Annotated in this window: 29 protein-coding genes; 18 read left to right on the plus strand and 11 right to left on the minus strand. The window is 66.5% G+C overall.

Going from position 1 to position 24,465, the window contains the following annotated elements:
- The first annotated feature begins 117 nt into the window (after positions 1-117).
- Complete coding sequence (locus tag LH407_RS06740; RefSeq protein WP_322134754.1) at positions 118-1,521, plus strand: MFS transporter; 1,404 nt, start codon at positions 118-120, stop codon at positions 1,519-1,521.
- A 183-nt stretch (positions 1,522-1,704) separates the two neighbouring features.
- On the opposite strand, the gene LH407_RS06745 is transcribed toward LH407_RS06740, so the two are convergent.
- A complete protein-coding gene (locus tag LH407_RS06745) occupies positions 1,705-2,043 on the minus strand; it encodes a MarR family winged helix-turn-helix transcriptional regulator (RefSeq protein WP_322134753.1) in 339 nt (112 codons plus the stop codon).
- Between the two features lie 263 nt (positions 2,044-2,306).
- On the opposite strand from LH407_RS06745, the gene LH407_RS06750 reads away from it, so the two are divergent.
- Together LH407_RS06750 and LH407_RS06755 are read left to right on the plus strand one after the other, a co-directional pair.
- Positions 2,307-2,618, plus strand: a complete 312-nt coding sequence (locus LH407_RS06750) for a hypothetical protein (RefSeq protein ID WP_322134752.1) — start codon at positions 2,307-2,309, stop codon at positions 2,616-2,618.
- A gap of 44 nt (positions 2,619-2,662) precedes the next feature.
- Positions 2,663-3,091: a MarR family winged helix-turn-helix transcriptional regulator gene (locus LH407_RS06755; protein ID WP_322134751.1), complete on the plus strand. Its 429-nt coding sequence runs from the start codon at positions 2,663-2,665 to the stop codon at positions 3,089-3,091.
- Positions 3,092-3,212: 121 nt separating this feature from the next.
- Here the strand turns inward: LH407_RS06755 and LH407_RS06760 are convergent, their stop codons facing one another.
- From LH407_RS06760 to LH407_RS06785, 6 genes are read right to left on the minus strand one after another with little or no spacing between them, the layout of a single operon-like run.
- Positions 3,213-4,070 (minus strand): prenyltransferase, encoded by an 858-nt coding sequence (locus tag LH407_RS06760; RefSeq protein WP_322134750.1) that lies wholly within the window; start codon positions 4,068-4,070, stop codon positions 3,213-3,215.
- Complete coding sequence (locus LH407_RS06765; RefSeq protein WP_322134749.1) at positions 4,063-4,380, minus strand: lycopene cyclase domain-containing protein; 318 nt, start codon at positions 4,378-4,380, stop codon at positions 4,063-4,065. The genes LH407_RS06760 and LH407_RS06765 overlap by 8 nt, the downstream gene beginning before the upstream one ends.
- On the minus strand, positions 4,377-4,754 hold the full coding sequence (locus LH407_RS06770) for a lycopene cyclase domain-containing protein (RefSeq protein ID WP_322134748.1): 378 nt from the start codon (positions 4,752-4,754) through the stop codon (positions 4,377-4,379). Before LH407_RS06770 ends, LH407_RS06765 begins: the two co-directional genes overlap by 4 nt.
- Position 4,755: 1 nt before the next feature.
- Positions 4,756-6,339 carry a phytoene desaturase family protein gene (gene crtI / locus LH407_RS06775; protein WP_322134747.1) on the minus strand — a complete coding sequence of 528 codons (1,584 nt, stop codon included), beginning with the start codon at positions 6,337-6,339 and terminating at the stop codon, positions 4,756-4,758.
- Positions 6,336-7,205: a phytoene/squalene synthase family protein gene (locus LH407_RS06780; RefSeq protein ID WP_322134746.1), complete on the minus strand. Its 870-nt coding sequence runs from the start codon at positions 7,203-7,205 to the stop codon at positions 6,336-6,338. The genes crtI and LH407_RS06780 overlap by 4 nt, the downstream gene beginning before the upstream one ends.
- Positions 7,202-8,272, minus strand: a complete 1,071-nt coding sequence (locus LH407_RS06785) for a polyprenyl synthetase family protein (protein WP_322134745.1) — start codon at positions 8,270-8,272, stop codon at positions 7,202-7,204. Before LH407_RS06785 ends, LH407_RS06780 begins: the two co-directional genes overlap by 4 nt.
- A gap of 17 nt (positions 8,273-8,289) precedes the next feature.
- Between LH407_RS06785 and idi the strand changes: the two genes are divergently transcribed.
- Positions 8,290-8,805: an isopentenyl-diphosphate Delta-isomerase gene (gene idi, locus LH407_RS06790; protein WP_322134744.1), complete on the plus strand. Its 516-nt coding sequence runs from the start codon at positions 8,290-8,292 to the stop codon at positions 8,803-8,805.
- Positions 8,806-8,894: 89 nt separating this feature from the next.
- Here the strand turns inward: idi and LH407_RS06795 are convergent, their stop codons facing one another.
- From LH407_RS06795 to fgd, 3 genes are all read right to left on the minus strand, one after another.
- Positions 8,895-9,869 (minus strand): NHL repeat-containing protein, encoded by a 975-nt coding sequence (locus LH407_RS06795; protein WP_322134743.1) that lies wholly within the window; start codon positions 9,867-9,869, stop codon positions 8,895-8,897.
- Positions 9,870-9,975: 106 nt separating this feature from the next.
- On the minus strand, positions 9,976-10,581 hold the full coding sequence (gene dcd, locus LH407_RS06800; protein WP_322134742.1) for a dCTP deaminase: 606 nt from the start codon (positions 10,579-10,581) through the stop codon (positions 9,976-9,978).
- A 43-nt stretch (positions 10,582-10,624) separates the two neighbouring features.
- Positions 10,625-11,647: a glucose-6-phosphate dehydrogenase (coenzyme-F420) gene (gene fgd / locus LH407_RS06805; RefSeq protein ID WP_322134741.1), complete on the minus strand. Its 1,023-nt coding sequence runs from the start codon at positions 11,645-11,647 to the stop codon at positions 10,625-10,627.
- A 223-nt stretch (positions 11,648-11,870) separates the two neighbouring features.
- Between fgd and LH407_RS06810 the strand changes: the two genes are divergently transcribed.
- The 12 genes from LH407_RS06810 (at position 11,871) to LH407_RS06865 (ending at position 22,375) form a co-directional block, all read left to right on the plus strand.
- Entirely contained in the window at positions 11,871-12,503 is a 633-nt protein-coding gene (locus LH407_RS06810) for a TetR/AcrR family transcriptional regulator (RefSeq protein ID WP_322134740.1), read from the plus strand.
- Between the two features lie 34 nt (positions 12,504-12,537).
- Positions 12,538-13,740 carry an ABC transporter substrate-binding protein gene (locus LH407_RS06815; RefSeq protein ID WP_322134739.1) on the plus strand — a complete coding sequence of 401 codons (1,203 nt, stop codon included), beginning with the start codon at positions 12,538-12,540 and terminating at the stop codon, positions 13,738-13,740.
- A gap of 69 nt (positions 13,741-13,809) precedes the next feature.
- The gene (locus LH407_RS06820; protein WP_322134738.1) at positions 13,810-14,622 is read left to right on the plus strand and encodes an alpha/beta fold hydrolase; all 813 of its coding nucleotides are present in this window, start codon (positions 13,810-13,812) and stop codon (positions 14,620-14,622) included.
- Positions 14,623-14,632: 10 nt separating this feature from the next.
- Entirely contained in the window at positions 14,633-15,613 is a 981-nt protein-coding gene (locus tag LH407_RS06825) for an LLM class flavin-dependent oxidoreductase (protein WP_322134737.1), read from the plus strand.
- Positions 15,610-16,371 (plus strand): ABC transporter ATP-binding protein, encoded by a 762-nt coding sequence (locus LH407_RS06830; RefSeq protein WP_322134736.1) that lies wholly within the window; start codon positions 15,610-15,612, stop codon positions 16,369-16,371. The genes LH407_RS06825 and LH407_RS06830 overlap by 4 nt, the downstream gene beginning before the upstream one ends.
- Positions 16,371-17,081 (plus strand): ABC transporter ATP-binding protein, encoded by a 711-nt coding sequence (locus tag LH407_RS06835; RefSeq protein ID WP_322134735.1) that lies wholly within the window; start codon positions 16,371-16,373, stop codon positions 17,079-17,081. Before LH407_RS06830 ends, LH407_RS06835 begins: the two co-directional genes overlap by 1 nt.
- Positions 17,078-17,959: a branched-chain amino acid ABC transporter permease gene (locus tag LH407_RS06840; RefSeq protein ID WP_322134734.1), complete on the plus strand. Its 882-nt coding sequence runs from the start codon at positions 17,078-17,080 to the stop codon at positions 17,957-17,959. Before LH407_RS06835 ends, LH407_RS06840 begins: the two co-directional genes overlap by 4 nt.
- Position 17,960: 1 nt before the next feature.
- Positions 17,961-19,061, plus strand: a complete 1,101-nt coding sequence (locus LH407_RS06845) for a branched-chain amino acid ABC transporter permease (RefSeq protein ID WP_322134733.1) — start codon at positions 17,961-17,963, stop codon at positions 19,059-19,061.
- Positions 19,058-19,993: a DUF1028 domain-containing protein gene (locus LH407_RS06850; protein WP_322134732.1), complete on the plus strand. Its 936-nt coding sequence runs from the start codon at positions 19,058-19,060 to the stop codon at positions 19,991-19,993. The genes LH407_RS06845 and LH407_RS06850 overlap by 4 nt, the downstream gene beginning before the upstream one ends.
- A gap of 93 nt (positions 19,994-20,086) precedes the next feature.
- Positions 20,087-20,644: a YybH family protein gene (locus tag LH407_RS06855; protein ID WP_322134731.1), complete on the plus strand. Its 558-nt coding sequence runs from the start codon at positions 20,087-20,089 to the stop codon at positions 20,642-20,644.
- Positions 20,645-20,717: 73 nt separating this feature from the next.
- Positions 20,718-21,167, plus strand: coding sequence for a nuclear transport factor 2 family protein (locus LH407_RS06860; protein ID WP_322134730.1), 450 nt, complete (start codon positions 20,718-20,720; stop codon positions 21,165-21,167).
- A complete protein-coding gene (locus LH407_RS06865) occupies positions 21,164-22,375 on the plus strand; it encodes a M20 metallopeptidase family protein (protein ID WP_322134729.1) in 1,212 nt (403 codons plus the stop codon). Before LH407_RS06860 ends, LH407_RS06865 begins: the two co-directional genes overlap by 4 nt.
- On the opposite strand, the gene ald is transcribed toward LH407_RS06865, so the two are convergent.
- Positions 22,372-23,457 carry an alanine dehydrogenase gene (ald, locus tag LH407_RS06870; protein WP_322134728.1) on the minus strand — a complete coding sequence of 362 codons (1,086 nt, stop codon included), beginning with the start codon at positions 23,455-23,457 and terminating at the stop codon, positions 22,372-22,374. The genes LH407_RS06865 and ald overlap by 4 nt on opposite strands.
- Positions 23,458-23,565: 108 nt before the next feature.
- On the opposite strand from ald, the gene LH407_RS06875 reads away from it, so the two are divergent.
- Both LH407_RS06875 and LH407_RS06880 read left to right on the plus strand, forming a co-directional pair.
- Complete coding sequence (locus tag LH407_RS06875) at positions 23,566-24,075, plus strand: Lrp/AsnC family transcriptional regulator (RefSeq protein WP_322134727.1); 510 nt, start codon at positions 23,566-23,568, stop codon at positions 24,073-24,075.
- 92 nt (positions 24,076-24,167) lie between these two features.
- Positions 24,168-24,422, plus strand: coding sequence for a hypothetical protein (locus LH407_RS06880; RefSeq protein WP_322134726.1), 255 nt, complete (start codon positions 24,168-24,170; stop codon positions 24,420-24,422).
- The last annotated feature ends 43 nt before the right edge of the window (positions 24,423-24,465 follow it).

Here is a 24,465-nt window from a genome sequence, read left to right on the forward strand (position 1 = left end):
GAGCGGCGATGTATCAAGTTTGGCCCCTGTGGATAACCGTGTCAAGTCGAAGTTGAGTCGATGTGGCTCAAGGTGAAAGTTCACCAGCGGGACACCCTCGAGGACTAGCGTGTGACCATGACGGACAGCCAACCCGACAAGAAGATCCCCGTCGCAGCCAACACCCTCGCCGTGGGTGTTGTGGGCCTCGATCTCGACGACAAAGACGTGCCGCGCAAGCAGGTGGTCTCGTGGGCACTGTGGGATTGGGCGACACAACCGTTCAACTCGGTCATCCTCACCTTCGTTTTCGCCTCGCTGTACCTCGTCTCCGACTCGTTCCTGCCAGCCGATATCGCGGCGCTGCCCGAGGGCAACGCGACACGAGAAGCGGCGCTCGGTCAGCTGTCGGCCGGCTACGGATGGGCGACAACGGCGGCGGGCATCCTGATCCTGCTGCTCGCGCCGGTACTCGGGCAGCGAGCGGATGCCAGCGGCCGCAAGAAGCGCTTCCTGCTCCTGTTCACCGCACTTCTCGCCGTCGTGCAGTTCGCACTCTTCTTCGCCTACGCCGACCCCGCCTACTTCTGGTACGGGGCGATCGTGCTCGCCCTCGGCGCGGTCGTCAACGAGATCGCGGGTGTCAACTACAACGCGATGCTTGTGCAGGTCTCCAACCGGAGCACCGTCGGCAAGGTCAGCGGGCTCGGCTGGGGACTCGGCTACATCGGCGGAATCGTCGCGCTCGTGATCGTTGTGCTCCTGAACCAGTTCGAATGGTTCGGCCTCGACACCTCCAACGGGCTCGCCTACCGCCTCATCGCCGTCGGAGCCGCGGTCTGGACGATCGTGTTCTCGCTGCCGCTCTTCTTCAACGTGCCGGAGGCGCCACCCGCGGGAGTGCATCAGCGGGGAATCGGATTCTTCCGCAGCTACGTCGTGCTCGTGAAGGACGTCATCGCGCTCTACCGCGAGCCCACGACGCGCCCCACGTTCTGGTTTCTGCTCGCGAGTGCGATCTACCGCGACGGCCTCGCCGGCGTATTTGCGTTCGGCGGAATTCTCGCCGCGGTGGCATTCGGTTTCACGGACAACGAGGTCATCCTCTTCGGGATCGCCGCGAACCTCGTAGCCGGGGTCTCCACGATCTTCGCCGGTCGCGTCGACGACCGCGTCGGGCCCAAGGCAGTCATCCTTTTCGCCCTGTTCGGTCTCGTGATCATGGCCGTCCTCGTGTTCGCGCTGCACGACACGGGAACCCTCGTGTTCTGGATCGGCGGACTCATCCTCTCCGGTTTCGTCGGACCGGCTCAGGCTGCGAGCCGGTCACTCCTCGCTCGCGTGACACCCACAGGACGTCAGGGCGAGATCTTCGGCCTCTACGCGACGACCGGGCGGGTGGCGAGCTTCCTCTCGCCGGCACTGTGGGCAGCCTTCATCACCATCTTCGGGGCGACCATCTTCGGTGTTCTCGGCATCGCTCTCGTGCTCCTCGTTGGGGCGATCCTCATGGTGTTCGTGCGAGTGCCGAAGTTCCGGTAACGCGCGGGCGGGCATCCCCCGCGCACTCGTGATCCCGAATGCAGGAGTTGCACCTGCGTGGGCTCTGTTCGGGGCGGAGTTGGCGTCGGGATGCTCGAAAGTCCTGTATTTGGGATGCGCGGGCCGGGATGCGCGGGCGGACGCGGGGGCCGGGAGCGGGCCGGGGCGCCGACGGGGGCGCGGTCAGCGGGGCCAGGCGGCGGCGAAGCGGCTCAGGAGCGCGGCGAGGGTCGCGGCATCCTCGGCGGTGAAGTCGGCGAGAGCCTGTTCGACGGCAGAGCGCCGACCGGCGTGCACCTGCGTGAGGAGCTCGCGGCCGGCATCCGTGATCGCCACGACGCTTTTTCGCGCGTCCTTCGGGTCAACGTCCCGCGTGACTAACCCGCGGCTCGCGGCATCGGCGACGAGCCGGGATGCCCGGGGCTGATCCACCCCGATGGCGTCCGCGATCTCGGAGATCCCCCATCTGGCCTCCGCCCCGGCGAGCGCCTCGAGGAGACGGATGCGCGCTCCCGCGTGCATTCCGTGAGCGTGCGGCCCGTCGGGCCCTCCCCGTCGGTGCCCTGGCCCTCCGTGGTTGGGGCCTCCGCGAGCCCACGGCGGCGGGCCGTCCCCCCAGGGGGCGCCTCCTCCGGCCCAGGGCGGACGGGGCCCTCCTCTGGCACCGGCGCGCAGGGTGAGGAGCGCTTGCTCGATGGCCTGCAGGGATTCCGCTTGACTCGGCGTGGACATGTATGTAATCTTACATTCATTGTCATATGACATGTAAATATTCAAGGAGATAAATGACTCACAACAACACAACACAGCGCCCCGGCTTCTGGCTGAGGGCCATCGAGTATCGCAAGTACCAGCTCGCTCGCGAAGAGCGTCGCGCACTGCGTGACCGCTTCGCCGAGAAGTCCCGCGACGGCATCAGCGACGAGGACTACGCCACAACCATGGCCACCCTCGAGAAGATGGCGCGCAACCTCGGCTGGGACGGGGAGGACGTGCCGCGACGTGGCTTCGCCCCGTTTGGTCCCGGCCCGCGCGGTCGTCGCGGATTCGGCGGACACCCGCACCACGGTGACCACCCCTGTGGCCCCGACGCATGACCAAGGACCTCCCCGCGGAGGACACGAAGGCGTAATCTCAGGTCATGACCGACTCGAAACCGATCGGATTCTGGCTGAAGCTCGTCGATCGCATGATCGACGAGCAGTTCGCCTCGACACTCGAGGAACACGGCGTGACCCGGCGCCAGTGGCAACTGATGAACGTGCTCGCTCTCGAGCCGTCCACGGTTGAGCAACTGGATGCTGCGGTCGCGCCGTTTCTCGTTTCCAGCGCGAGCGGCGGGCACGAGACATCCGCCGAACACCTCACGGAGCTCATTGACAGCGGGTGGGTGGACGCGACGCCCGACGGCTACGAGCTCACCGGGCGAGGTCGCATTGCCTTTGAGAAACTCGAGGCGCTTGTCGCCGCGCAACGCACACTCGCGACCGAAGGGGTCACTCCCGCCGAGTACGAGCAGACGGTCTCCGTGCTCGAGCGCATCGCCCGCAACCTCGGCTGGCGCGACTAGCGTTTCATCCATTTCTCCGGAGGATGTGGGCCTCAGTCACAGTGGTTACACAACTGAGCGGAGTCTGGCGCGAAACCTCCGGAAAAGAGATCAATTCAGAGGGGGGCTGGGGTGCGCGCACCTAGGGGAGCAGCGCCCACCAGATGAGCAGCATCGTCACGAGGAACCCGGTGACGAAGTTCAGCAGCAGGAATCGCCGCCACCCGCGATTGGCGGTCTCGGCAGCGGCATCCGTCACGTTCCAGAATGGCGCGCACATGAGGATGTACGGCACGACGAGAACACCAGCGAGCGGGCCGGGCCATTCCGAGAACAGCAGGAGCACCCCGCCGAGCGCGTAGGCGACGATCGCGAAGCGCACCGTCGCGCGACCGCCGATCACGGTCGCGATCGAGGAGATGCCCGCTTCGCGGTCGGCGAGGATGTCCTGCACGGCGCCAAACGCGTGGGATGCCATGCCCCACAAGAAGTAGGCGACGAGCACGGCCCACAATTGCGGCGTGAACACGGCACCCGCGAGCACGAGCGCGTATACCGCCGGCGAAACGAAGTGGGTGCTCGAGGTTACCGAATCGAGGAACGGGCGCTCCTTGAAGCGCAGCCCCTTTGCCGAATACGCGACGACCGCGAAGAGGCTGATGGCGAGGACCAGCCAGGACAGCGGCGAGCCCACGATGACGAGGTAGACCACGAAGGGAACGGATGACACCACCGCGGCGATGATCGTTGGCCGATGCATCCGCGGGTCAAGGAGTGCGCCCTCCACTCCCCCCTTGCGCGGGTTGCGCAGATCTGACTCGTAGTCGAAGACGTCGTTGATTCCGTACATCGCGAGGTTGTAGGGAATCAGGAAAAAGATCGTGCCGACGATCAACGTCACATCGATTCGGCCCGTCGCCAGAAAATAGGCGGCCGCGAAGGGGAACGCCGTGTTGACCCAGCTCAGCGGACGCGACGAGATGAAAAGAGCCCTAAGCACGCGCCTTCTCCTCGCCGGCCCTTGGTGACCCACGCGCGAGCAGATGCCACAGCGACGGAAGACCGAGGATCGCCGCAATCGCGTACGCGAAGTCCTCGAGCGGGGCGATACCGATAAACGCGCCGCTGATGTAGCGGGGGTCGTAATCGACCAAGCCCACGCCGATCATGATGTTGTCGAAGACCGCCGTCATCACCAGGAGCACGGCGGCGGTGAGACCGATCGCCGCCCAGCGCACCCGGCGCGCGGCCAGCACGAGCACAACGACGACCGGGGCAAGGAACACCGCGTTGAGGAGCCAGTACGTCACGGCGAGCTCCCGTCGGAACCCGGCCCGGGACGAGCCTCGGCGCTGGCGTCGCGGCGGCCAGAAATGTCCTTCGCTCTGAGCTCCACCGCGCGGTACACGTTCATGGTGAGGTAACACAGGAGGGTGAGGAAAAAGACCTCCTCGAGCGGTACCTCGGGTGCCACCTGCAATCCCGTCATGAACGACGTCTCGCCGCGGAAGAAGACGCCGAGCCCGACACCCGCCAGATCCCACGCGAGGAAGAACAGCACCCCAACGACGAGCACGATCGCGGCACGACGGCCGTCGGCCCAGAAGAACAAACGGAATCGCCGGTCGAGCATCACCATCCCCGTCAGGGCGATGCCGAGAGCGACGAGATAGAGGATGCCCATCTCAGGGTTTCACCGTCGGCTCGAGCGGCTCGGGCAGCGGCTCCGTCGACGTGTCGCCGCGCAGGCGCTTCACGAGGATCTCCGCACTGATGAGGCACATCGGAAGACCGATACCCGGGATCGTGGAACCGCCCGCGTAGTAGAGGCCGCGCACCTTCTTCGACACGTTCCCCGCGCGGAAGAACGCGCTCTGCTTGAGCGTGTGAGCCGGCCCGAGCGCCGTGCCCTTCCACGCGTTGAGCTCCTGCTCGAAGTTGCCGGGGCCCGCCGTTCGGCGCACCGTGATGCGGTCAGCGAGATTCGGGATGCCCGTCCACTCCGCGATCTGCTCGACCACCCGATCGGCCATCGCCTCGAGGTCGGGGTCACCCTCGCGGTCCACGCCGCCGACGCCGATCGCGGGGTCCGCCGGCACGGGCACCAGCACGAACACGTTCTCGAAACCGTCGGGCGCGACATCCGGGTCGACGCCGCTCGGCTTGCAGATGTACAGCGACGCCGGCTGCGGCACGCTCGGGCTGTCACCGAAGATCGCCTCGAAACCCTTCTCCCACTCGCGAGTGAAGAGGAGGGTGTGGTGCTCGAGCTCGGGCAGGGAACCCTCGACACCGAGGTAGAGGAGGAGCGCGCCGGGGCCCGCGGTGCGGGCATCCCAGTACTCCTGGGGGTAGGTGCGATGTTCGGGGGCGAGGAGCTGGGTTTCGGTGTGGTGGAGGTCCGCCGCAGAAACCACGAGATCGGCATCCAGCGTGTGAGTCTTGCCCGCGGCATCCGTGTACTCGACACCGGTCGCACGACCGCCCTCGACCCGGATGCTCGTGACGGACGCGCTCGTGACGATCTCGACCCCCTCCCCCTCGGCGAGGTCGGCGATGCTCTCGATCACCCGCGTGAAGCCGCCCATGGGATAGAGCACGCCGTCCTGCAGGTCGAGGTGACTCATGAGGTGGTACATGCTCGGGGTGAGGTACGGCGACGAACCGAGGAACACGGCAGGGTAGCCGAGGAGCTGACGAAGCCTGCGGTCCTTGAACTTGGAGCCGACGAACGACGACAGCGGCTGAGTGAGCAGTCGCAGGAATCGGCCGGTGCGCGAAACCACGTCTTCGCGCATGAGCGGACGCAGGTCGGCGAAGGTCGTGTACAGGAAGCGCTTTTTAGCCAGCTCGTACGTCTCGCGCGCCGACTCGAGGTATCGGGTCAGTCGCGCTCCGGCACCCTTCTCGATGCTCTCGAAGAGTGCAACGTTGTCGTCGACCTCGGTCGAAACGTCGAGCGGTTCGTCGATCCCCTCGAAGTAGACGCGGTAACCGGGGTCGAGGGTTACCAGCTCGAGCTGCTCCTCGGCGGTCGTGTTGAGCAGGCGGTAGAAGTGGTCGAAGACCTCAGGCATGAGATACCACGACGGCCCCGTGTCGAAGCGGAAGCCGTCGTGCTCCCAGCTGCCGGCGCGCCCGCCCACCTCTGGTCGCCCCTCGAGGAGCGTGACGGTGTGGCCCTCCCGCGCGAGCAGCGCCGCGCTGGCGAGGCCCGCGATTCCGCCTCCGATCACGACGATACGGCGGGGGCCGGCATCCTTCTTCATGCTTTCGGCATCCCTCCAAGGCTTGCCACGAGCGCCAATCGCGCCTTCACCGGATTCGGTACACGCACACGAGCCCGCACGAGATCGCTGGCGGGTGTCGCCCGGAGACGCACCGAGAGCTCGGCAAACAGCGACTGCGCCAACGCCACCGCACGGCGGCTCGACGCCGGTAGCTTCGGCACGACCGCCGCCGACACGGCCAGGTCGTGGTCGATGTCATCGAGCAGCCGATGCTTCTCCTGCTCCGTGAACGAGTCGACACGGATGCCCGGAAAATAGCTTCGGCCGAGCGTCTCGAAATCCGCCGCGAGGTCCCGCAGAAAGTTGACCTTCTGGAAGGCGGCCCCGAGGGCGCGAGCGCCACGCGTGAACTCCGCGTGCTGCTGCTCGTCGAGCTGCTCGCCCTTCAGGAACGCCGCGAGACACATGAGCCCCACAACCTCGGCCGAGCCATATACGTAGGTGTCGAAACTCGCCTGGTCGTGCACCGTCTCGGTGAGGTCGGCCCGCATCGAGTCGAAGAAGGGAGCGGTCAGCTCACTCCCGAAGCCGACCTCGCGGGCCGTCAGGGCGAAGGCGTGCACCACAAGATTCGCGCTGAAACCCGTCTCCATGGCGTGCTCGGTTTCGCGCTCCAACTCGTTCAGCGAACGACCGGCGAGCACCGTGTCGAGGCCGGCCTCCGTGGCCGGACCGTCCACGATCTCGTCCGCGACCCGCACGAGGGCATAGATGTTTTCCACGTGCTGGCGGACATCGGGCCCGAGCAGACGCGAGGCCAACCCGAACGACGTCGAATACTTGCGGATGACGACACTCGCGACCTCCTCAGCAACCCGGTCGTAGAGGGCCAGCCGCGAGCTCACTTCACGCGCCCGAGGACAACATCGGCAACGGGGTGCAGCTCGGCGCGGAGTGCCGGAAGGATGTGGGGTTCCGCGAGCCGCGCGAGCGCGCGGTTGGCGTAGTAACGCGCGAGCCCCTCGGTGAAGGAGCGGGCGCCGCAGTCACTCAACGCGGTGCGGAGGCGCTCGGCATCCGTCGCCGTCAGGTTCTCGTCGCCGAAGAGGTGCTCGACCTCCGCCCACTCGCGTGTGCTCGCGGCGTACGCGATGAGGACAGTGCGCTTGCCCTCGCGCAGGTCGCCCGTCGTGGATTTGCCCGTCTCTTCTTCCGCACCGAAGACGCCGAGAAGGTCGTCCACGATCTGGTACGCGATACCGATCTCGCGCCCGAAGTCACCGAGTGTTGCCACAACCTCGTCGCTGGCCCCCGCAAGAATCGCGCCAGCCTGCAGCGGGCATTCGAACGAGTAGACGGCGGTCTTGAGACGTTCCATGGTGAGGATGTCGTCGACCCGAGGAACCTCGGTCGCCGAGGCGAAATCCACGTCGATCATCTCGCCCGCGGCGGAGGCAAAGAGCGCCTCATCCATCACGTCGAGAAGGCGCGCACGCACCGCCCCGCTCACACCGCTGCGGTCGATGAGTCGGTACGAGTTGAAGAGTGCGAGGTCGCCGGCGATCACCGCGGCGGAGATCCCGCTGTGCTCCGCTGCCCGCTCCGAGTGGCCCTCGGCGATGGCCTGCTCGCGGTAGCTGCCGGAGAGGTTGGGTACACCTCGTCGCACAAAGTCGTGGTCTATGACGTCGTCATGCACGATGAGGGCGGTGTGCAGCAACTCGAACGCGGCACCGACGTACGCCGCCGCCTCCGAGTCCGTGCCCCCTAGTGACTGGTACGCGGCCATCACCATTCCCGGTCGGAAGCGCTTTCCGCCGCGCGTACTCTCCTCCAGCGCCTTCCAGAGGCGGACGTATTGCGGGCCCATGGTGGCCGCACGGCTCTGAGCTAGGGTGAAGAAGCGCGCCAGCACGGCGTCGACCTGCGATTGCCTCTCTTGTGAGAGCGCGAGCAGCCCTGATCCGTCCACTTAGGCAGAGTACCGCGATGAGCCAGCCAGAGCAGGTCGTCCTCCTCGACGAATCCGGCGAAGCCATCGGCGTCGCGGACAAGATCGCCGTGCACACAACGGACACCGCGCTTCACCTCGCATTCTCCTGTCACGTGTACAACGAGGCGGGGCAGGTGCTCGTCACGCGCAGGGCACTGTCGAAGCTCACGTGGCCCGGGGTGTGGACGAACTCGTTTTGCGGGCATCCGGCGCCAGGCGAGTCGTTCGAGAGCGCGATTGCGCGCCGGGCCGCCGACGAGTTGGGGATCACCGTCTCGGGGGTGGAGTTGATACTTCCTGACTTCCGGTATCGGGCGGTCGATGCATCCGGCATCGTCGAGAACGAGGTGTGTCCCGTCTACCGCGCGGTGACGACGTCGGTCGTCAACCCGAACCCGTCTGAGGTGGCCGAGTTCGCCTGGGTGGACCCGGATGCCCTGGCAACCGCCGCGCAGGCTGCCCCTTACGCGTTCAGCCCGTGGCTCGGCTGGCAGCTAACCCAGCTGGGTTAAGACGTCGCTCAGCGTCGCGTCGCCCGCTGAGGTTTGACGCGCGCGCGGCTGTTCAAGCGGGCGCGGCCTCCCCCAACCTCCGCGCAGCGCTAGGCCGCGCGACGGCGCACCGCGAGCACCGCGCCCACGAGCACGAGGATTCCGGCACCCACTAAGACGAGAGGCGCTGGCGAGAATCCGGTCGCGGCCAGTTCGGGTGCCGCGGCGGGCGCGGGTGCTGGGGCGGGCATGTCCGGCGCAGCTCCCCACACCGCGACAACGTAGCTGTAGACCGGAACCGACGCCGCGATGTTGCCCACGACCTGGACTTCACCGGTCGTTCGATCCCATGTCGCCAGTCGCGTGGTCTGGGTCAGGTAGTCGGGCAGGGGAACCCACAGCACGCTGCCCTCGGAGAAGTTTCCACTCCCCATGAAGGAGGGAAATTCGGCGACCCTGAACTGAGCGACTCCTTCGGGAGCGGTTGGGTCGAAGGTTTCCAGATCGAACAGGTAGAGGTGGGAACTCGCAGCGAAAAAGAGGGTGCCGTCAGCGGGATCGATGGCCGGTATGACATCTTCCGTGCCGCCCGTGCTGAATACGAAGAGCGGGGTGAACTCGCCCGTCGCCTGGTCGATGACGGAATAGGTGTTTGTACCGCCGGGGTACTCGTAGAAGCCGCAGTAAGCATAGAGAGCACCACCGGACTGTTGAAGGCTGTGGCAGGTGCCCGACGTCTCGGGGTGGCCCGCGCGCGTGATGGGCGCAATCTCCGTGACGGACTGGTTCGTGACATCCACAGCCCAGAGCGACGATTGCCAGGCCGGCCCGGTGTTGGTTGTCGCGAAACCACGACCGGATGCGTCGAGGGAGAGTGCCTGCGCACCCTCAAGTCCGGTGTCCCAGAGTGCCGTAGCGCCGCCGGTCGCGGGATCGATGTCGTAGAGGATCCCCGTGTTCGCGTCGATGGTGGAGAGCCGCTGGTGTTCGGGCAGTTCTGCCGCAGCGGCTGGCGAGCAGCTCAGCGCCGCTAGTGCGGCGCAGGCTAGCGCCACTCCGGAGGCTTTCAGTAGGCGCGCGATCATGGTCACTCCTCGGGGCGTGCTGTCACACCCGTGTGAGGGCAGCAGCGGCGTAGCGGTCCGCGCGTGTGCGCGCTAATTCACTGTAGCGCGAGTACAGCGAATATGGCTAGTTGCCGGCGGAGCCCGCATCCGTCGACGTGACGTCGGTGCGGTGGAAGTTCAAGAAGCTGCGGGATGCCGTCGGCCCACGCTGACCCTGGTAGCGGTTGAGATACGCGCCGGAGCCGTAGGGGTTGTCGACCGGCGAACTCGTGCGGATGAAGCACAACTGCCCGATCTTCATGCCGGGCCACAGCTTGATCGGCAGCGTCGCGACGTTCGACAGTTCGAGCGTGACGTGGCCCGAGAACCCCGGGTCGACGAATCCCGCCGTCGAGTGGGTGAGCAAGCCGAGGCGGCCGAGCGAACTCTTGCCCTCGAGGCGGGCGGCGATGTCATCCGGCAGCGTGACGAGTTCAAAGGTGGAGCCGAGCACGAACTCTCCGGGGTGCAGGATGAACGGCTCATCCGGTTTCGTCTCGATGAGCCGCGTGAGCTCCGGCTGATCCTCCGCCGGGTCGATGAACGGGTACTTGTGGTTGTCGAACAACCGGAAGAACCGATCCAGCCGAACGTCGATACTCGACGGCTGCACCATGTCGAGTTCGAGGGGTTCGAGGCCGATGCGGCCCGCGTTCAGCTCGGCCCGGATATCGCGGTCAGACAGCAGCATGCGGCCCAGTCTATTGAGTGGCACGCCGCCGCCAGCCCGTGTGTCACTCCAGCGCGCGGAGCCTGGGGAGGATCTCCTCGCCGTACAGTCGCAGGAACCGCTCCTGGTCATGACCGGGCGCATGGAAGACCAGGTGGTTGAAGCCGAGGTCGAGGTACTCGCGGATGCGGGCGACATGCTCGTCTGGATCTGTCGAGACGATGAATCGTGAGGCCGCCCTCTCGGTGGGCAGGGCGCCGGCGAGTCTCTGCATCTCCAGCGGGTCCTCGACACCCATCTTCTCCTCGGGACTCAGTGCGAGGGGCGCCCAGAACCGGGTGTCCTCGAGCGCACGGTCGTAGTCGTGGTCGAACGACACCTTGACCTCGATGAGACGGTCGACATCGTCGCCCGGACCGTAGACCCCGTCCTCCGCCCGACGGGACAGGCCCTCGTCGAACGCAGGAAGAAGGTTCTCGGTGTAGAGCTCACGAGCCTTGCCGGATGTGGTGATCCACCCGCTCGCGATGCGTCCCGCCAGGCGTGTGGCAGCAGGGCCGGAGGCTCCGATGTAGAGGGGAACCTCCTCGCTCGGCCTGTCGTAGATGGTCGCGTTGCGTGTGGAGTAGAAGCGACCGTCGTACGTCACGCGGTCTTCATTCCACAGCAGGTATATAAGCTCGATGGCCTCCTTCATGCGGGCGAAACGCTCCTTCACCTCAGGCCACTCGATGCCAAGGGTGACCTCGTTGAGGGCTTCGCCCGTGCCCACTCCCAGCACGACTCGCCCCGGCGCGAGAAGCCCGAGTGTTCCGAAGGCTTGGGCCACCACACCGGGGTGATACCGGTAGGTGGGAGTGAGCACCGAGGTACCGATGACAACACGCTCGGTGCGTGCGGCAAGCGCTCCCAGCCAAGGGATCGCAGCGGGAGCGTGACCTCCGTCGTGCATCCACGGTTGGAGGTGATCGGAGACAAAAACGGAGTCGAAGCCGACGTCCTCGGCGAGCACCGAGAAGTCCAGCAGTCGAGCGGGATCGAACTGCTCGGCTGAGGCTTTGTATCCGAGTCGGAGCGGGGGTGTCATGCGGTTCTCCTTCGCCTGAGCAGCGGTCGCTGCGGGGTGGTATCCCGTCGGTGGTGGGCATCGGTGAGGTTCGCCGCGCTGTGTTTCGTCGATGTAACGAGGTCGTAAAAACCACGCTCCAACTGCCTCTTCCCTCTTGAGCCGACCACCGGTCGTGATGATGATGATCTCAATATGTACCAAGTGGTACACAAGTTTTCGTCACCGATCAAGAGAGATAACGATGGTTCCGCAGGATCGCCGCCGGTCGAGAAAGGACGAGTTCCTTGACCTCGCCATCGACCAACTCATGGCCACCGGGCTGAACGACCTGAGCCTGCGTGACATCGCCACCCATCTCGGGACGAGCCACCGCGTTCTCATCTACCACTTCGGTTCGAAGGAGAACCTGATCAATCTCGCGGTGCAGGAGGTTCGTCGACGCGAGCGCCAGCAGTTCGAGGTTCAGACCGTCTCGACCGGGGCACCAGACCTGCGGGCATCCCTCACCCTGTTCTTCGACCACAACCTCTCGCAGGGTATGCGCGCCTACTTCCGTCTCCTCTACCAGGTGTGGGGCATCGCGCAAGCGCAGCCCGAGAAGTGGGAGCAGTTTCTCGACGGCATCGTGTTCGGCTGGGTCGACTCCCTCACCGAGGTCTTCGTCACCGCCGGGTACGACCCCGACACCGCCCGCATCCGCGCCACCCTCGTGCTCGCGACTCTGCGTGGGCTCCAACTGGACCTCTTCACAACACACGACGACGTGCGTGTGAAGGACGCCTTCGACGCACTCGTCGACTTCATTCTGGGCGAGGCAGCAACCCTCGCTCCGAGCTCCGCCGGGCCCGACGGAAAGCACCACCAAGACAACTGACACTCCACGCACCACCCAAGCCAAGGAGAGATCCGTGAACCACAGAACCAAGATCGCCATCCCGGCGATCGGCGTCATCGCTGTCATGGCGCTCAGCGCGTGTGCCGCGAGCGATGCGCCATCGGAAGAGTCCGACCCGATCGTCATCGGCGTCGCCAGTGCCCAGACCGGCTTCTTCAGCGGTTTCGACGGTCCCGTCAAGAACGCGATCGAACTCGCGGTTGCCGACCAGAACGCGGCAGGCGGTGTTCTCGGCCGCCAGCTCGAGGTCGTCGTGTCCGACACCAAATCCGACGTCGAGCTCTCCGCCACCGCGGCCATCGACGTGCTCGACAAGGGCGCGGACGTCGTCGTGACGATGTGCGACTACAACCTCGGCGCACCCGCGGCGCAAGAGGCCCTCGCGGCGGGCAAGCTCGCCTACTCGTGTGCGGGCAGCGCCCTCTTCGGGCCCGTCGGCATCGGTCCGCTCGCGTTCTCGATCAACGAGAGCTCCACGACGCAGGCCAGCATCGCGGCATCCTTCGCCATCGAGCAGGGCTGGAAGAGCGCCTACATGCTGGGCGACACCGGCGAGGACTTCACGAAGTCATGGTGTGAGGCCTTCTCCACCACCTTCGAGAACCTCGGCGGTTCGGTCGTGGGCGAGGATGTCTTCGTCAACGGCGACACCACGGTCCAGCCGCAGGTCAGCGCCCTCGTCGCCTCCGGCGCACAGCCCGACGTCGTCGCGCTGTGCGGCTACCCGCCCACCGGCTCGACGGCTGTTGCGCAGTTGCGCTCGGCTGGCGTGACCGCGCCCATCGTGACCACCTCCGGGTTCGACGGACCCGGCTGGCTCGAGGCCGTTCCGGATGTCAGCGACGTGTACGCCGTGGCGAGTGCATCCATCTACGGCGACGACCCGTCGGACGAGATGAACGACCTTGTCACCGCCTACACCGAGGAGTACGGTGCTCCGGCAACCTCGTACCTGGTCTACGGATACGCGATCGTGCAGGCCATCGTCGCCGGCATGGAAGAGGCCGGCTCGACCGACGGTGCCGAGGTCGCTGCAGCGCTGACCTCGCTCTCCGACATCGAGACGATCCTCGGAGCGACCACGTACACGGAAGCGTGCCACGTCGCCATCGGCCGGTCGATGCAGATCATCGGCTACAACGGCGGAACCGGCGCGTTCGTCGAGACCGTCGCACCGCCCGCGGACGCCATCATCCCCGAGGGCTGCGAAGGCTGATCCACTCGTGCCGGCGCCCCGATCACCGCGGGGCGCCGGCACCTGATCCGACAGAAGGGAACCGAGAACATGGACACGACACCGCTGCGCATTGCTGGCCCGGCCGGCACGCTCGCGGGCTGGATCCGGCGCGGCACCGACCCGAGCGCAACACCGGTTCTCTTCATCCACCCCATCAACATGCAGGGCCGCATTTGGTTCGACGTCGCCGAGCGACTCGGCCCGGAGCGCACCCTCGTCATGCCCGACCTGCGCGCCCACGGCGGCTCGTCAGCAGAAGGAGAGTTCGGTCTCGACGCGTGGCTGGACGACATCCTCGCGGTACTCGACGACCAGAACCTGGACTCCGACCTTCACGTGGTCGGCGGTTCCCTCGGTGGTTCTCTCGCCGTCTGCCTCGCTGCCGCCCGCCCCAAGCAGGTGCGGTCGATCGCTGCCATCGGCAGCTCCCTCAACTTTGCCGGCGCCGATGCCAAGGACGTGCTCGACGTCTTCGATGAGTACGGCGTGCCCGGAACGTTCGAGAAGGTCTTCCCTGAGATCACCTTCGGCCCCGACGTCGACCCGGCCGTGATCCGTCTGGGTATCAGCCTCGCCAACCCGAATCCGGTCGAGATCGTCAAGCGTGTGTGGGAGGCGACGGTCACCTCCGACTCGACCCCTCGAACCCCCTCGGTCCGCTGCGAATCGCTCGTCCTGACCGGACAGTTCGACGCGACCTGCACCCCTGCGCTTGGCATGCACATGGCACACCACCTCCGGACCGAACTCACCCTCATGCCGGGCCTCGGACACATGCCGATGCTCGAAGCACCCGACCGCGTCGGTGTGCTCCTCGAGCGACACTTCGCCACATTCGACCGCCTGCACCGCGAACCCTAGGAGAGATGACATGAACGCACCCGTCGGACTGCTCATCGGCAGCCACATTCCCCCGGCCGACATCCCCGGCCTCGCAGCTCTCGCCGAGGAGAAAGGATTCGGCGAGGTCTGGCTGACCGAAGACCTCTGGTACACCAGCGGTGTCATTGCCGCCACGGCCGCACTCGCTGCCACCTCGACGATTCCCGTGGGTCTCGGCATCCAATCGGCGGTCACGCGCCACTCGTCGATCCAAGCGCTCGACTTCGCCACGATCGCCGCCATGTTCCCCGGTCGCTTCTGGCCGGGCATCGGGCTCGGGCTGCCAGCCTGGCTTGACCAAATGGGGCTCATGCCGCCCGCGCCCATGCGAGCGGTTCGCGAATCCGTTGAAACGGTCAAGGCACTGCTCGCGGGCGAGACCGTGTCGCTCGACGGCATCCAGCAGCTCAAAGAGATCACTCTCGCCTACCCGACTCCCGAGGTTCCGCCCATTTACATCGGGGCGGTCGGCCCCAAGTCGATCGTGCAGACCGGACGCATCGCCGACGGTCTCGTTGCGTCGACGACGAGTGGGGTCGACTACATCCGCTGGGCTCGCACGCTTCTCGACGAGGGTGCAGCGGCATCCGACGGTGGTCACCGCCGCATCGCGACGTTCGCGCTCTTCTGCGGTGACGAGGACCCGCGAGCCGCCCGCGACGCCCTGCGGCACTCGCTCGCGTTCTACCTCACGATCATGCAGGGCACCGATCTCATCTCCGTTTACGGCATCGACGACGAGCTCGCCGAGCTCGCGAAGGGCGGGGTCGAGCGGGTTGCCGCGGAGATGCCGGATGCCTGGCTCGAAGATCTCGCCATCGCGGGCAACGCGGAGGAGTGTGCCGCGAAGATCCAGAACTTCCTGGATGCCGGTTCGGATTCCGTGATCCTGTTCCCCGCCCCGTTCGAGCGCGGTCGCGAACTCGTCGAGTTCGCCGGCGACCGCGTCATCCCGCTCATCGGACAATGATGACCGCGACGCCGACATTCGACACTCTCGTCGACAACCCCGTGCTCGCGGCTCGGGGTGTGACCGTCGACTTCGATGGCGTGCGCGCACTCGATGGTGTGTCGTTCTCGGTGTCGGCCCACGAAATCCTCGGACTCATCGGCCCCAATGGTGCGGGCAAAACGACGTTCATGAATGTGCTGAGCGGATTCCAGCGGCCCACGACGGGTGCCGTGCACGTGGCCGACCGCGACGTCACCTCGTGGTCGCCGGAACGCATCGCGCGTGTGGGAATCGGTCGCACGTTCCAGGCCGTCCGCCCGTTCCCCACACTCACCGTCGAGCAGAACATCGAACTCGGAGCGCTCGGCACGGGCGCACGCCGAAAGGTGGCGCGCGAACGCACCGACGAGATCCTCGATGCCCTGTCGCTCGGGCACAGGAGGGATGCTGCGGCAGGAGCCCTCCCCCATGGCGAGGAGCGCCGACTCGGAATCGCCCGGGCTCTCGCGAGTGCACCGAGCGTGCTGCTCCTCGACGAGCCTGCCGCGGGAACCAACGAATCCGAGAGCGACGAACTCGTCGAATCGCTGCGCGCGATCAAAGCGAGGTTCGAGTGCGCCCTCGTCATCATCGAGCACGACATGCGACTCATCATGGGCATCTGCCAACGCATCCAGGTGTTGGACTTCGGGCGCACCATCGCGGTGGGAACACCGGAGGAGATTCGTCGCGACCCCGCCGTACTCGAGGCCTACCTCGGGATGGAGGCGCAGTGATGCTCGTCGTCGAAGACCTTGTCGTTCGGTACGGACGATCACCCGCCCTGCGCGGTGTCAGCTTCACCGTCAACGAGGGTGAGATCGTCACCATCATTGGCCCGAACGGCGCCGGCAAGTCGACCGCTCTCAAGTCGATCGTCGGTCTCGTCGCGCCCGCGAGTGGTCGGATCGACTTCGCCGGGCGCTCGGTGGTCGGGCTGCGAACGGAAGCGCTCCTACGACAAGGACTCTCGCTCGTGCCGGAGGGCCGCCACATCTTCACGTCGCTCACGGTGGCCGAGAACCTTCGCATCGGTGCAACCGCCCGCCGCGACCGTCGTGCCGCACGGCAGGACATCGCGGACATGCTCGAACGCTTCCCCGCGTTGCAGCGACGGGTATCGAGCCCAGCCGGAAAGCTCTCGGGCGGCGAGCAGCAACAGCTCGCTATCGCTCGCGCGCTCATCGCGAGGCCGAGGATGCTCATGCTCGACGAACCGTCGCTCGGGCTTGCCCCCCTCATCGTCGAGCAGATCTTCGACATCATCCGGGAGCTGCGCGCCGAGGGAACCACCGTGCTCCTTGTCGAGCAGAACGCGGCGAAGGCCGTCGCCCTCGCCGACCGCGCCTACGTCTTGCAGTCGGGCTCCGTCGTGATTCACGGTGCGGCGAGCGAGATCCTCTCCTCGACCGAGGTCATCGACAGCTACTTCGGGGGTGCCGCGTGATCTTCCTCCAGGGAATTGTCGATGCGATAGCGCTCGGCAGCCTCTATGCGATCTTTGCGCTCGGTATCGCGCTCATCTACGGCGTGCTGAAGATGATCAACTTCGCGCACAGCGAGCTCGTCACCATCGGCGCCTACGTGCTCATCCTCATGAGCACCGCGCCGCTCGCGCTGCGCATCCTCGTGCTCGTTGTCACCGTCGTCGCGGTGGCGGTACTCATGGAGCGGGTTGCCTTCCGGCCGGTTCGCGGCTCCGGGCCCGTGACCATGCTCATCACGTCGTTCGCGGTGAGTTACCTGCTCCAGAACCTCGCCATCCTCGTTTTCGGACCGGACCTGCGTTCGGGTGTGGTGTGGAGCTGGTTGAATGTCTCGTTCCCTGTCGGACCGGTGCGTGTGCTCACTCTCGATGTGGTGACCGTGAGTCTCACGATCGTGCTGCTCGTCGGGCTCGCGCTCTTCCTGAGGTTCGCGCCGCTCGGCATCCAGATGCGCGCTGCTGCCGAGGACTTCACGACGGCCCGCCTGGTGGGTGTTCGCGCGAACGTGGTCATTGCGGCGGCGTTCGCGATCAGCGGCCTCCTCGCCGCGGTTGCGGCGTTCCTCCTCACCGCCCAAACCGGTGTGGTGACGAACACGATCGGCGTGCAGGTCGTGCTCATGGCGTTCGTTGCCACCATCCTCGGCGGCATGGGCTCACTCACCGGAGCTGTGGCGGGCGCCTATGCGCTCGGTGCGGTCTCGGTTGCCCTCCAACTGCTCCTGCCGCTGGAGATGCGACCCTTCCGTGACGCCTTCCTCTTCGGGGCGGTTTTTGTGGTGCTGGTGTTCCGGCCCAACGGGCTGATCACGGTGCGCTCGGCGCAAGGGAGGGTCTGAGATGAAGCAGGCAGTTCGGGGCTTCGCAGACACCCCCCTCGTTCTCATCATCCTCGCGACCGTGGTGGCGACCGCCTTCTTCGCGGGCGGCGACGGATCGATGCGGCGGATCGTTGTGGCCGCCGGTGTCAACGCGATCGCGGTTGTCGGCTTGTACGTCTACATCGGCCTGACCGGAGTGTTCTCGTTCGGTCAACTGGCCTTCATGGCCATCGGCGCCTACACGACGGCTGTCCTCACCGTTCCGGTCATCTCCAAGAGTGTGCTCTTCGACGGGATGCCCGAATGGCTGGTCGACCTCAACCTCCCCACGTTCATCGCGATCGTGGTGGGCGCGCTGCTCGCCGCCCTGGTGGCGCTGGCCCTGAGTGTGCCGATGGCTCGCATGGGTGACCTGACGATCAGCCTTGGCACCCTCGCCATCCTCGTCGCCGTCTACGTCGTCGTCGGCAACTGGAGCGCCGTCACCAACGGTTCGAAGGGCATCACGGCGATCCCCACCGATACGACCCTTCCGGTTGTGCTCATCGTGCTTGCCGTGGTCATCGCGGGTGTCTGGTTCTTCCAGGAGTCGGCGCTCGGTCTGAAGATCCGGGCCACGCGTGAGGACTCGGTCGCCGCCCGGGCGATCGGCATCTCGATTGGGTTCCACCGCGGTGTCGCCTTTGTGGTCAGCGCGTTTGTCGTCGGCATTGCCGGCGGCTTGTACGCGCACCTGCAGGGAAGCCTGTCCCCCGACGCGTTCTACATCGGCCCGACCTTCATTCTCATCGCGATGCTCGTGGTCGGCGGTATCTCGACGCTGTCGGGAGCGATCATCGGCACTCTCGTGATCAGCGCGCTGCGTTACGGGCTGCAGCTCATCGAACCGGGTGTGGAGCTCGGCGGATTCACGACACCCACACTTCCGGGAATCAGCGAGGTTGGCCTTGCCGTCGCGCTTCTGCTCATCCTCGCGCTACGGCGCACGGGTCTCACCGGCGGCAGGGAGATCTCCGCTGCCGGGTTCGTCGAGTGGGTGCGAGGGATCGGACGAGGTCGACGGCGCGACAAGGCCGACGGACGGGCATCCGAGGAGACACACGAGGAGGTGGGCGCGTGACGTATTCGATCGTCGCCGTTGATGCGGACGCAGGCCAGATGGGTGTTGCCGTCCAGTCCCACTACTTCGGGGTGGGGTCTCTCGTGCCGTGGGCGCGACCCGGGGTCGGAGTTGTCGCGACACAGTCTGTTGTGCGCGCGGCGTACGGACCCATCCTGCTCGACCTGGTCGAGGGCGGCGCGACGGCCGCCGACGCCCTAGCGGAGGCAGTTGCCGCGGACCCGGGGCAGGGCATCCGACAGGTCGCGGTGCTCAGCGCCTCCGGTGACGCGGCCGCCCACACGGGCGACGGATGCATCGCTGCCGCCGGTCACATCGTCGGCGAGGGTTTCTCCGCTCAGGCCAACTTGGTTACCGGCAGCGCGGTCTGGCTCTCGATGGCCGAAGCCTTCACCACCACGTCGGGTGATCTGGCGCACCGCCTTCTGGCCTCCCTCGATGCGGCCCAGTCCGCTGGCGGCGACCTTCGCGGAATGCAGGCGGCAGCCGTGCGCATCGTCTCCACGATCGCGACCGGGGACCTCGCCACCGACACGATTCTCGACATCCGGGTCGACGACCACGAGGACCCGTTGCGCGAACTGCGCAGGCTGTCCGTTGCGTCGGGCGCGCTCGCCGGGCTCGTGCGGATGCTCGAAGAACCGGGGCTTCTCAGCGGGCCCATGACGGCAGCGCCCGGCGCTGTCGTCACCGCCCTGCAGGAACTCGAAACCGCGCAGACAACCCTGGGACCGGCCAACGGTGAGCCATCGATCTGGGCCGGGTTGCTTCTCGCGAGGCTCGGGCGGCCCGATGCCGCAGCGAGCCGGTTTCGTCGCGCTGCGTCATCCGGTATCGACCCCGCTCCCCTTCTCAGGTCGCTCGCGGCAGCCGGGATGTGGACCGGCGACCCCGAAGATCTCGTGGCCCTCGCGACGGAGCGTCCGTCGTGAGAACACCAGAAACGTCCCGTCGCAGGACGGGTCACACCGCGGCCCCGTCGCGGAAACATCCGGTCGACAACACCCTCACGAAAGGAGCGTGGCATGCCCACGATTGAAGAGGACCGCGAAGCGATCCTGAAGCTGCACAAGGACTGGTGGGAGGCCAACCACCAGCTCGTTATCCCGCTGATGCAGTCGGTCTACCCGTCGGGTGATTCGTACCTCATGTTCAACGCGAACGGTCACCCGTACTTCGGCATTGAGGAGAAGTCGAAGCTGTGGGAGTGGTACCAGGGCCAGCTCGACATCGTCGAGTTCCCCGACATCGAGATCATGCGCCTGACCATCTCGGGCGACATGGCGTGGATCGCGTGCGAGGGTGTCTTCCCGATGCGCGCCATCGGCGACCAGGGCACCGGTTCCGATACCTGGGACATGAAGGGTGATGCCTTCGAGAACCGCTTGCGCGCCACCGAGATCTACCAACGCGACGACGGAGACGGCAACCCGGTGTGGAAGATGTGGCACTTCCACTGCTCGCCCCTGCCTGACCAGGACGAGCCGCGCCCCGGCTTCGGCGACACCGGTCGCGAGCGCGGCCTCGGCGCAGGCCCCGGCATCACGCCGCTGCGCGTCACCGACACCGGCGTGCGTTCCTGAGTCGGCAAGCGGGGCGGCGTCGACGACCCGCCCCGCTTCCGACCCAACCCCGCTCGAGAACGAAGGAAACACTGTGACTGCTTGGACATGGGACGACGAGTTGGCGTCCCATCTCGCGGAACGATTCCGCGGATGGACCGACTGCAACGGGACGGGCGATATGCAATCCCTGTCGGGATACCTTCACCCCGACTTTCTCTACGTGAGCGTGTTCGGGCACCGCTACAACAAGCAGAGCTACCTGGACCTCGCGGGAAGCCTCCGGGACGGCGCGTTCTACATCATCCACCGCACGAGCGCTCGGCGGCTGGGAAACGTGGCCGAACTCGACGGCGAGTACTTCACCCACTCCATCACGGCCGACGGCGCAGACCTCACGGCCCACACACGCTTTACCGGCACCTGGGTTCTCGAGGGCGACGAGTGGGTGTGTCTCACCCACCACGGAACGTTCTACGAACCACCCTCCGACACCGCCCTCGAAGTACAGAGGCGAATCGACGCGATTCGCGGGGCTGCATGAGCGGCTTCACCACACCGAGTGCGACGACGCAGTCCACCGGCACGTTCGCGCACGACCTTGTGACCTTGCGGCGTGAACTGCACGGGATCCCCGAAGTCGGGCTGCACCTGCCCCAGACTCAGAGCGCCATCATCCGGCAGCTCGAGCCGCTCGGGCTCGACTCACTGACCACCGGTTCTGCTCTCTCTTCCGTCGTGGGCGTGATTCGCGGGCACAAGCCCGGTCCCACCGTGCTGCTGCGCTCCGACATGGATGCCCTCCCCGTCGCCGAGCTGACCGGTCTGCCCTGGGCGTCGACGAACGGTGCCATGCACGCGTGCGGCCACGACCTACACATGGCGGGACTCGTGGGCGCGGCTCAGATCCTGACCCAGCGCCGGCATGATTTCGCGGGCAGTGTCATCCTCGCCTTCCAACCGGGAGAAGAAGGTCACGGGGGCGCACCCCTCATGCTCGGCGAGGGACTCCTCGATGCGGCCGGCCCAGCGCCCATCGCGAGTTATGCCCTTCACGTGTGGCCAACGCTCGACTCCGGGGTGTTCGCGACTCGTCCCGGCGCGATCATGGCGGGCATGAACCATCTGCGGGTGACCGTCCACGGCACCGGGGGTCACGCCTCCAGCCCCCATCGGGTTCGCGACACCGTGCCCGTCGTCGCCGAGATCGTTCTCGCCCTGCAGACGTACGTCACCCGACGATTCGACGTGAGCGACCCGATCGTGCTGACGGTGACGCAGCTCGCCGCCGACTCCGCGGCGATCAACGTCATCCCCGACCGCTCGAGCCTCGCCGCATCCATCCGCACACTCTCGCTGGAGTCGGTGGCCCAGCTCGCGGCCGAGCTGCCCACGTTCGTTCAGCGGATCGCCGAGGCGCACGGATGCACGGCCGACGTTCACTTCGGGGAGGACTACCCCGTCACCGTCAATGACGCCCGGGCCACGGACCACGCGACGCAACTTCTCGCGCAGCGTTTTGGCGAGGAGCGGCTCCAACCACTCGACTCCCCGCTCATGGCCTCCGAGGACTTCGCGTTTGTGCTGCAGCGCTCCCCCGGCGCCTTCATTCTCCTCGGGGCCCGCCCGCCCGGGGACAGCGAGCCGGAACAACCGCACTCGTCACGCGTGCTGTTCGACGACAGCGGGCTCGCCGATCACGCGAACGCGCTCGTCGAACTCGCGCTCGGCTCCCTCGCCGCGGCCTCTTAGCCGGCGTAGGCCGCGGCGACACCCGCGTTGGTGATCTCGCCGCCGCGCACATTCAGGCCGAGGGCGAGGGCGGGGTCCGCGGCCGCCGCCGCGTCCCAGCCGAGGGAGGCGATGCGTTCGATGTACGGGGTGGTGGCGTTGGTGAGCGCTCGCGTCGAGGTCTCCGGCACCGCGCCCGGCATGTTGGCCACGCAGTAGTACAGCGAGTTAGCCACGGCGAAGGTGGGATCGTCGTGGGTTGTCGGGTGCGAACCCTCGAAGCATCCGCCCTGGTCGATCGCGATGTCCACCAGCACCGAGCCGGCCTTCATGCGCTCCACCATGTCGAGGGTGACAAGCTTTGGGGCACTCGCACCCGGGATGAGCACCGACCCGATCACGAGGTCGGCGTCACTCACGGCCTCCGCGATGTCGTACGGCGTCGAGGGACGGGTGTGGATGCGCTCGCCGAATCGGGTCTGCAGCGCTCGCAACCGCGGGAGCGACACGTCGATGATGGTCACGTCGGCACCGAGGCCGAGAGCGTTTGCGGAGGCGTGCTCCCCCGCGACACCACCCCCGATGACAACGACCTTCGCTTTGGGAGTGCCCGCGACTCCGCCCAGGAGCGTCCCGCGGCCGCCCTGGCTGCGCATGAGCTCGTGCGCACCCACAACCACCGAGAGCCGGCCGGCGACCTCGCTCATGGGCGAGAGCAGGGGCAGCGAGCGGTCCGGAAGTTGCACCGTCTCGTACGCGATGGCCGTGCATCCGGAATCGATGAGGGCCTGAGTGAGCGGCCGGTCGGCGGCGAGGTGCAGGTAGGTGAATAGGGTGAGGTCGGGCCGGAGGTGGCGGTACTCCGCCGCGATCGGTTCCTTCACCTTCACGAGCAGGTCAGCGGAGCCCCACACCGCGTCGGCGTCATCGACGATGGTGGCGCCGACCGCACGGTACGCGTCATCCGTGATGGACGAATGGATGCCCGCGCCCTCCTGGATGAGCACGTCGTGGCCCGCGCGCACCAACGAGTCCACACCGGACGGCGTGATCGCCACCCGGTTTTCGTTGTTCTTGATCTCGGTGGGGATACCGACACGCATCGAACGCCCTTTCGTCTGTTTGTTGCGCCAGTTTCGCACTTCACACCGCGTTTCTGCGCACATTCCGATTATTCTTCGGCAGGAGGCCTCTTGTGCGATTATTTCTCCATGACGACAGAGGGTGAGGGGGCTGCGGCGCAGAATGCACGCCGCCCCACGCTGGACGACATCGACCGCAGCATCCTGGAGGTCGTGGCTAACGACGGACGCGCGACCGTCGCCGACATCGCGAGTCGCGCCGGGATCGCGGCATCCACCGCCCACGCCCGACTCCGACGACTGATCTCCGAAGGCACCATCACCGGATTCCACGCGGCCATCGATCAGCGCGACCTCGGACTGCAACTGCAAGCGCTCGTGGGCGTCACCCTTCGGCCCGGCGCGCGCCAGGAGAACATCGTCGCGTTCGCCAACGCCATCCGCGGTCTGCCCGATGTGATCCAGATCTTCTTCGTCGGGGGCGCGGATGACTTCATCGTGCATGTCGCCGTACCCGACAGCTCGGCCCTCCGCACGTTCGTCGTGCAGCACCTGTCCGGCCAACCGAGCGTCGCCTCGACCCGCACGAGCATCGTGTTCGACTACCACCGCAACCGGGTCGCGTCCTCGTTCCAGTAGGGGCACCCGCGCCGTAGCGCGGTAGTTCGCGCATCCTGCGGTCGTTCCGATCTGCCGCAGCATGCGCAAAGTACCGCGCCTACGCTGTGGGGATGGAGATCGTGCTCGTCATCGCCGCCTTTGCCGCTGTCGCCGCCCTGTTCTGGGGTGCGCGCTTCGTCATGCGGCGGCCGCGACTGCGCGGCGCGAGCGCCCCCGGGGCGGGCCTCATGAGCGCGGGGTTCGACCAGGTGTGGCAGCCCCAAGCATCCGAAGCCCGGGACATCATCGACGCGGAGCAGCGCCTCGTCGTCGAGGCACCCGCGCCGGATGACGACCTGGGTATCTCGAGGGGCTCCCGGCTCTAGCGCGGTACTTTGCGCAGACCGCGGCACTTCCGATGTGCCGCAT

It is taken from the genome of Antiquaquibacter oligotrophicus (assembly GCF_020535405.1).
Lineage (GTDB): Bacteria > Actinomycetota > Actinomycetes > Actinomycetales > Microbacteriaceae > Rhodoglobus > Rhodoglobus oligotrophicus.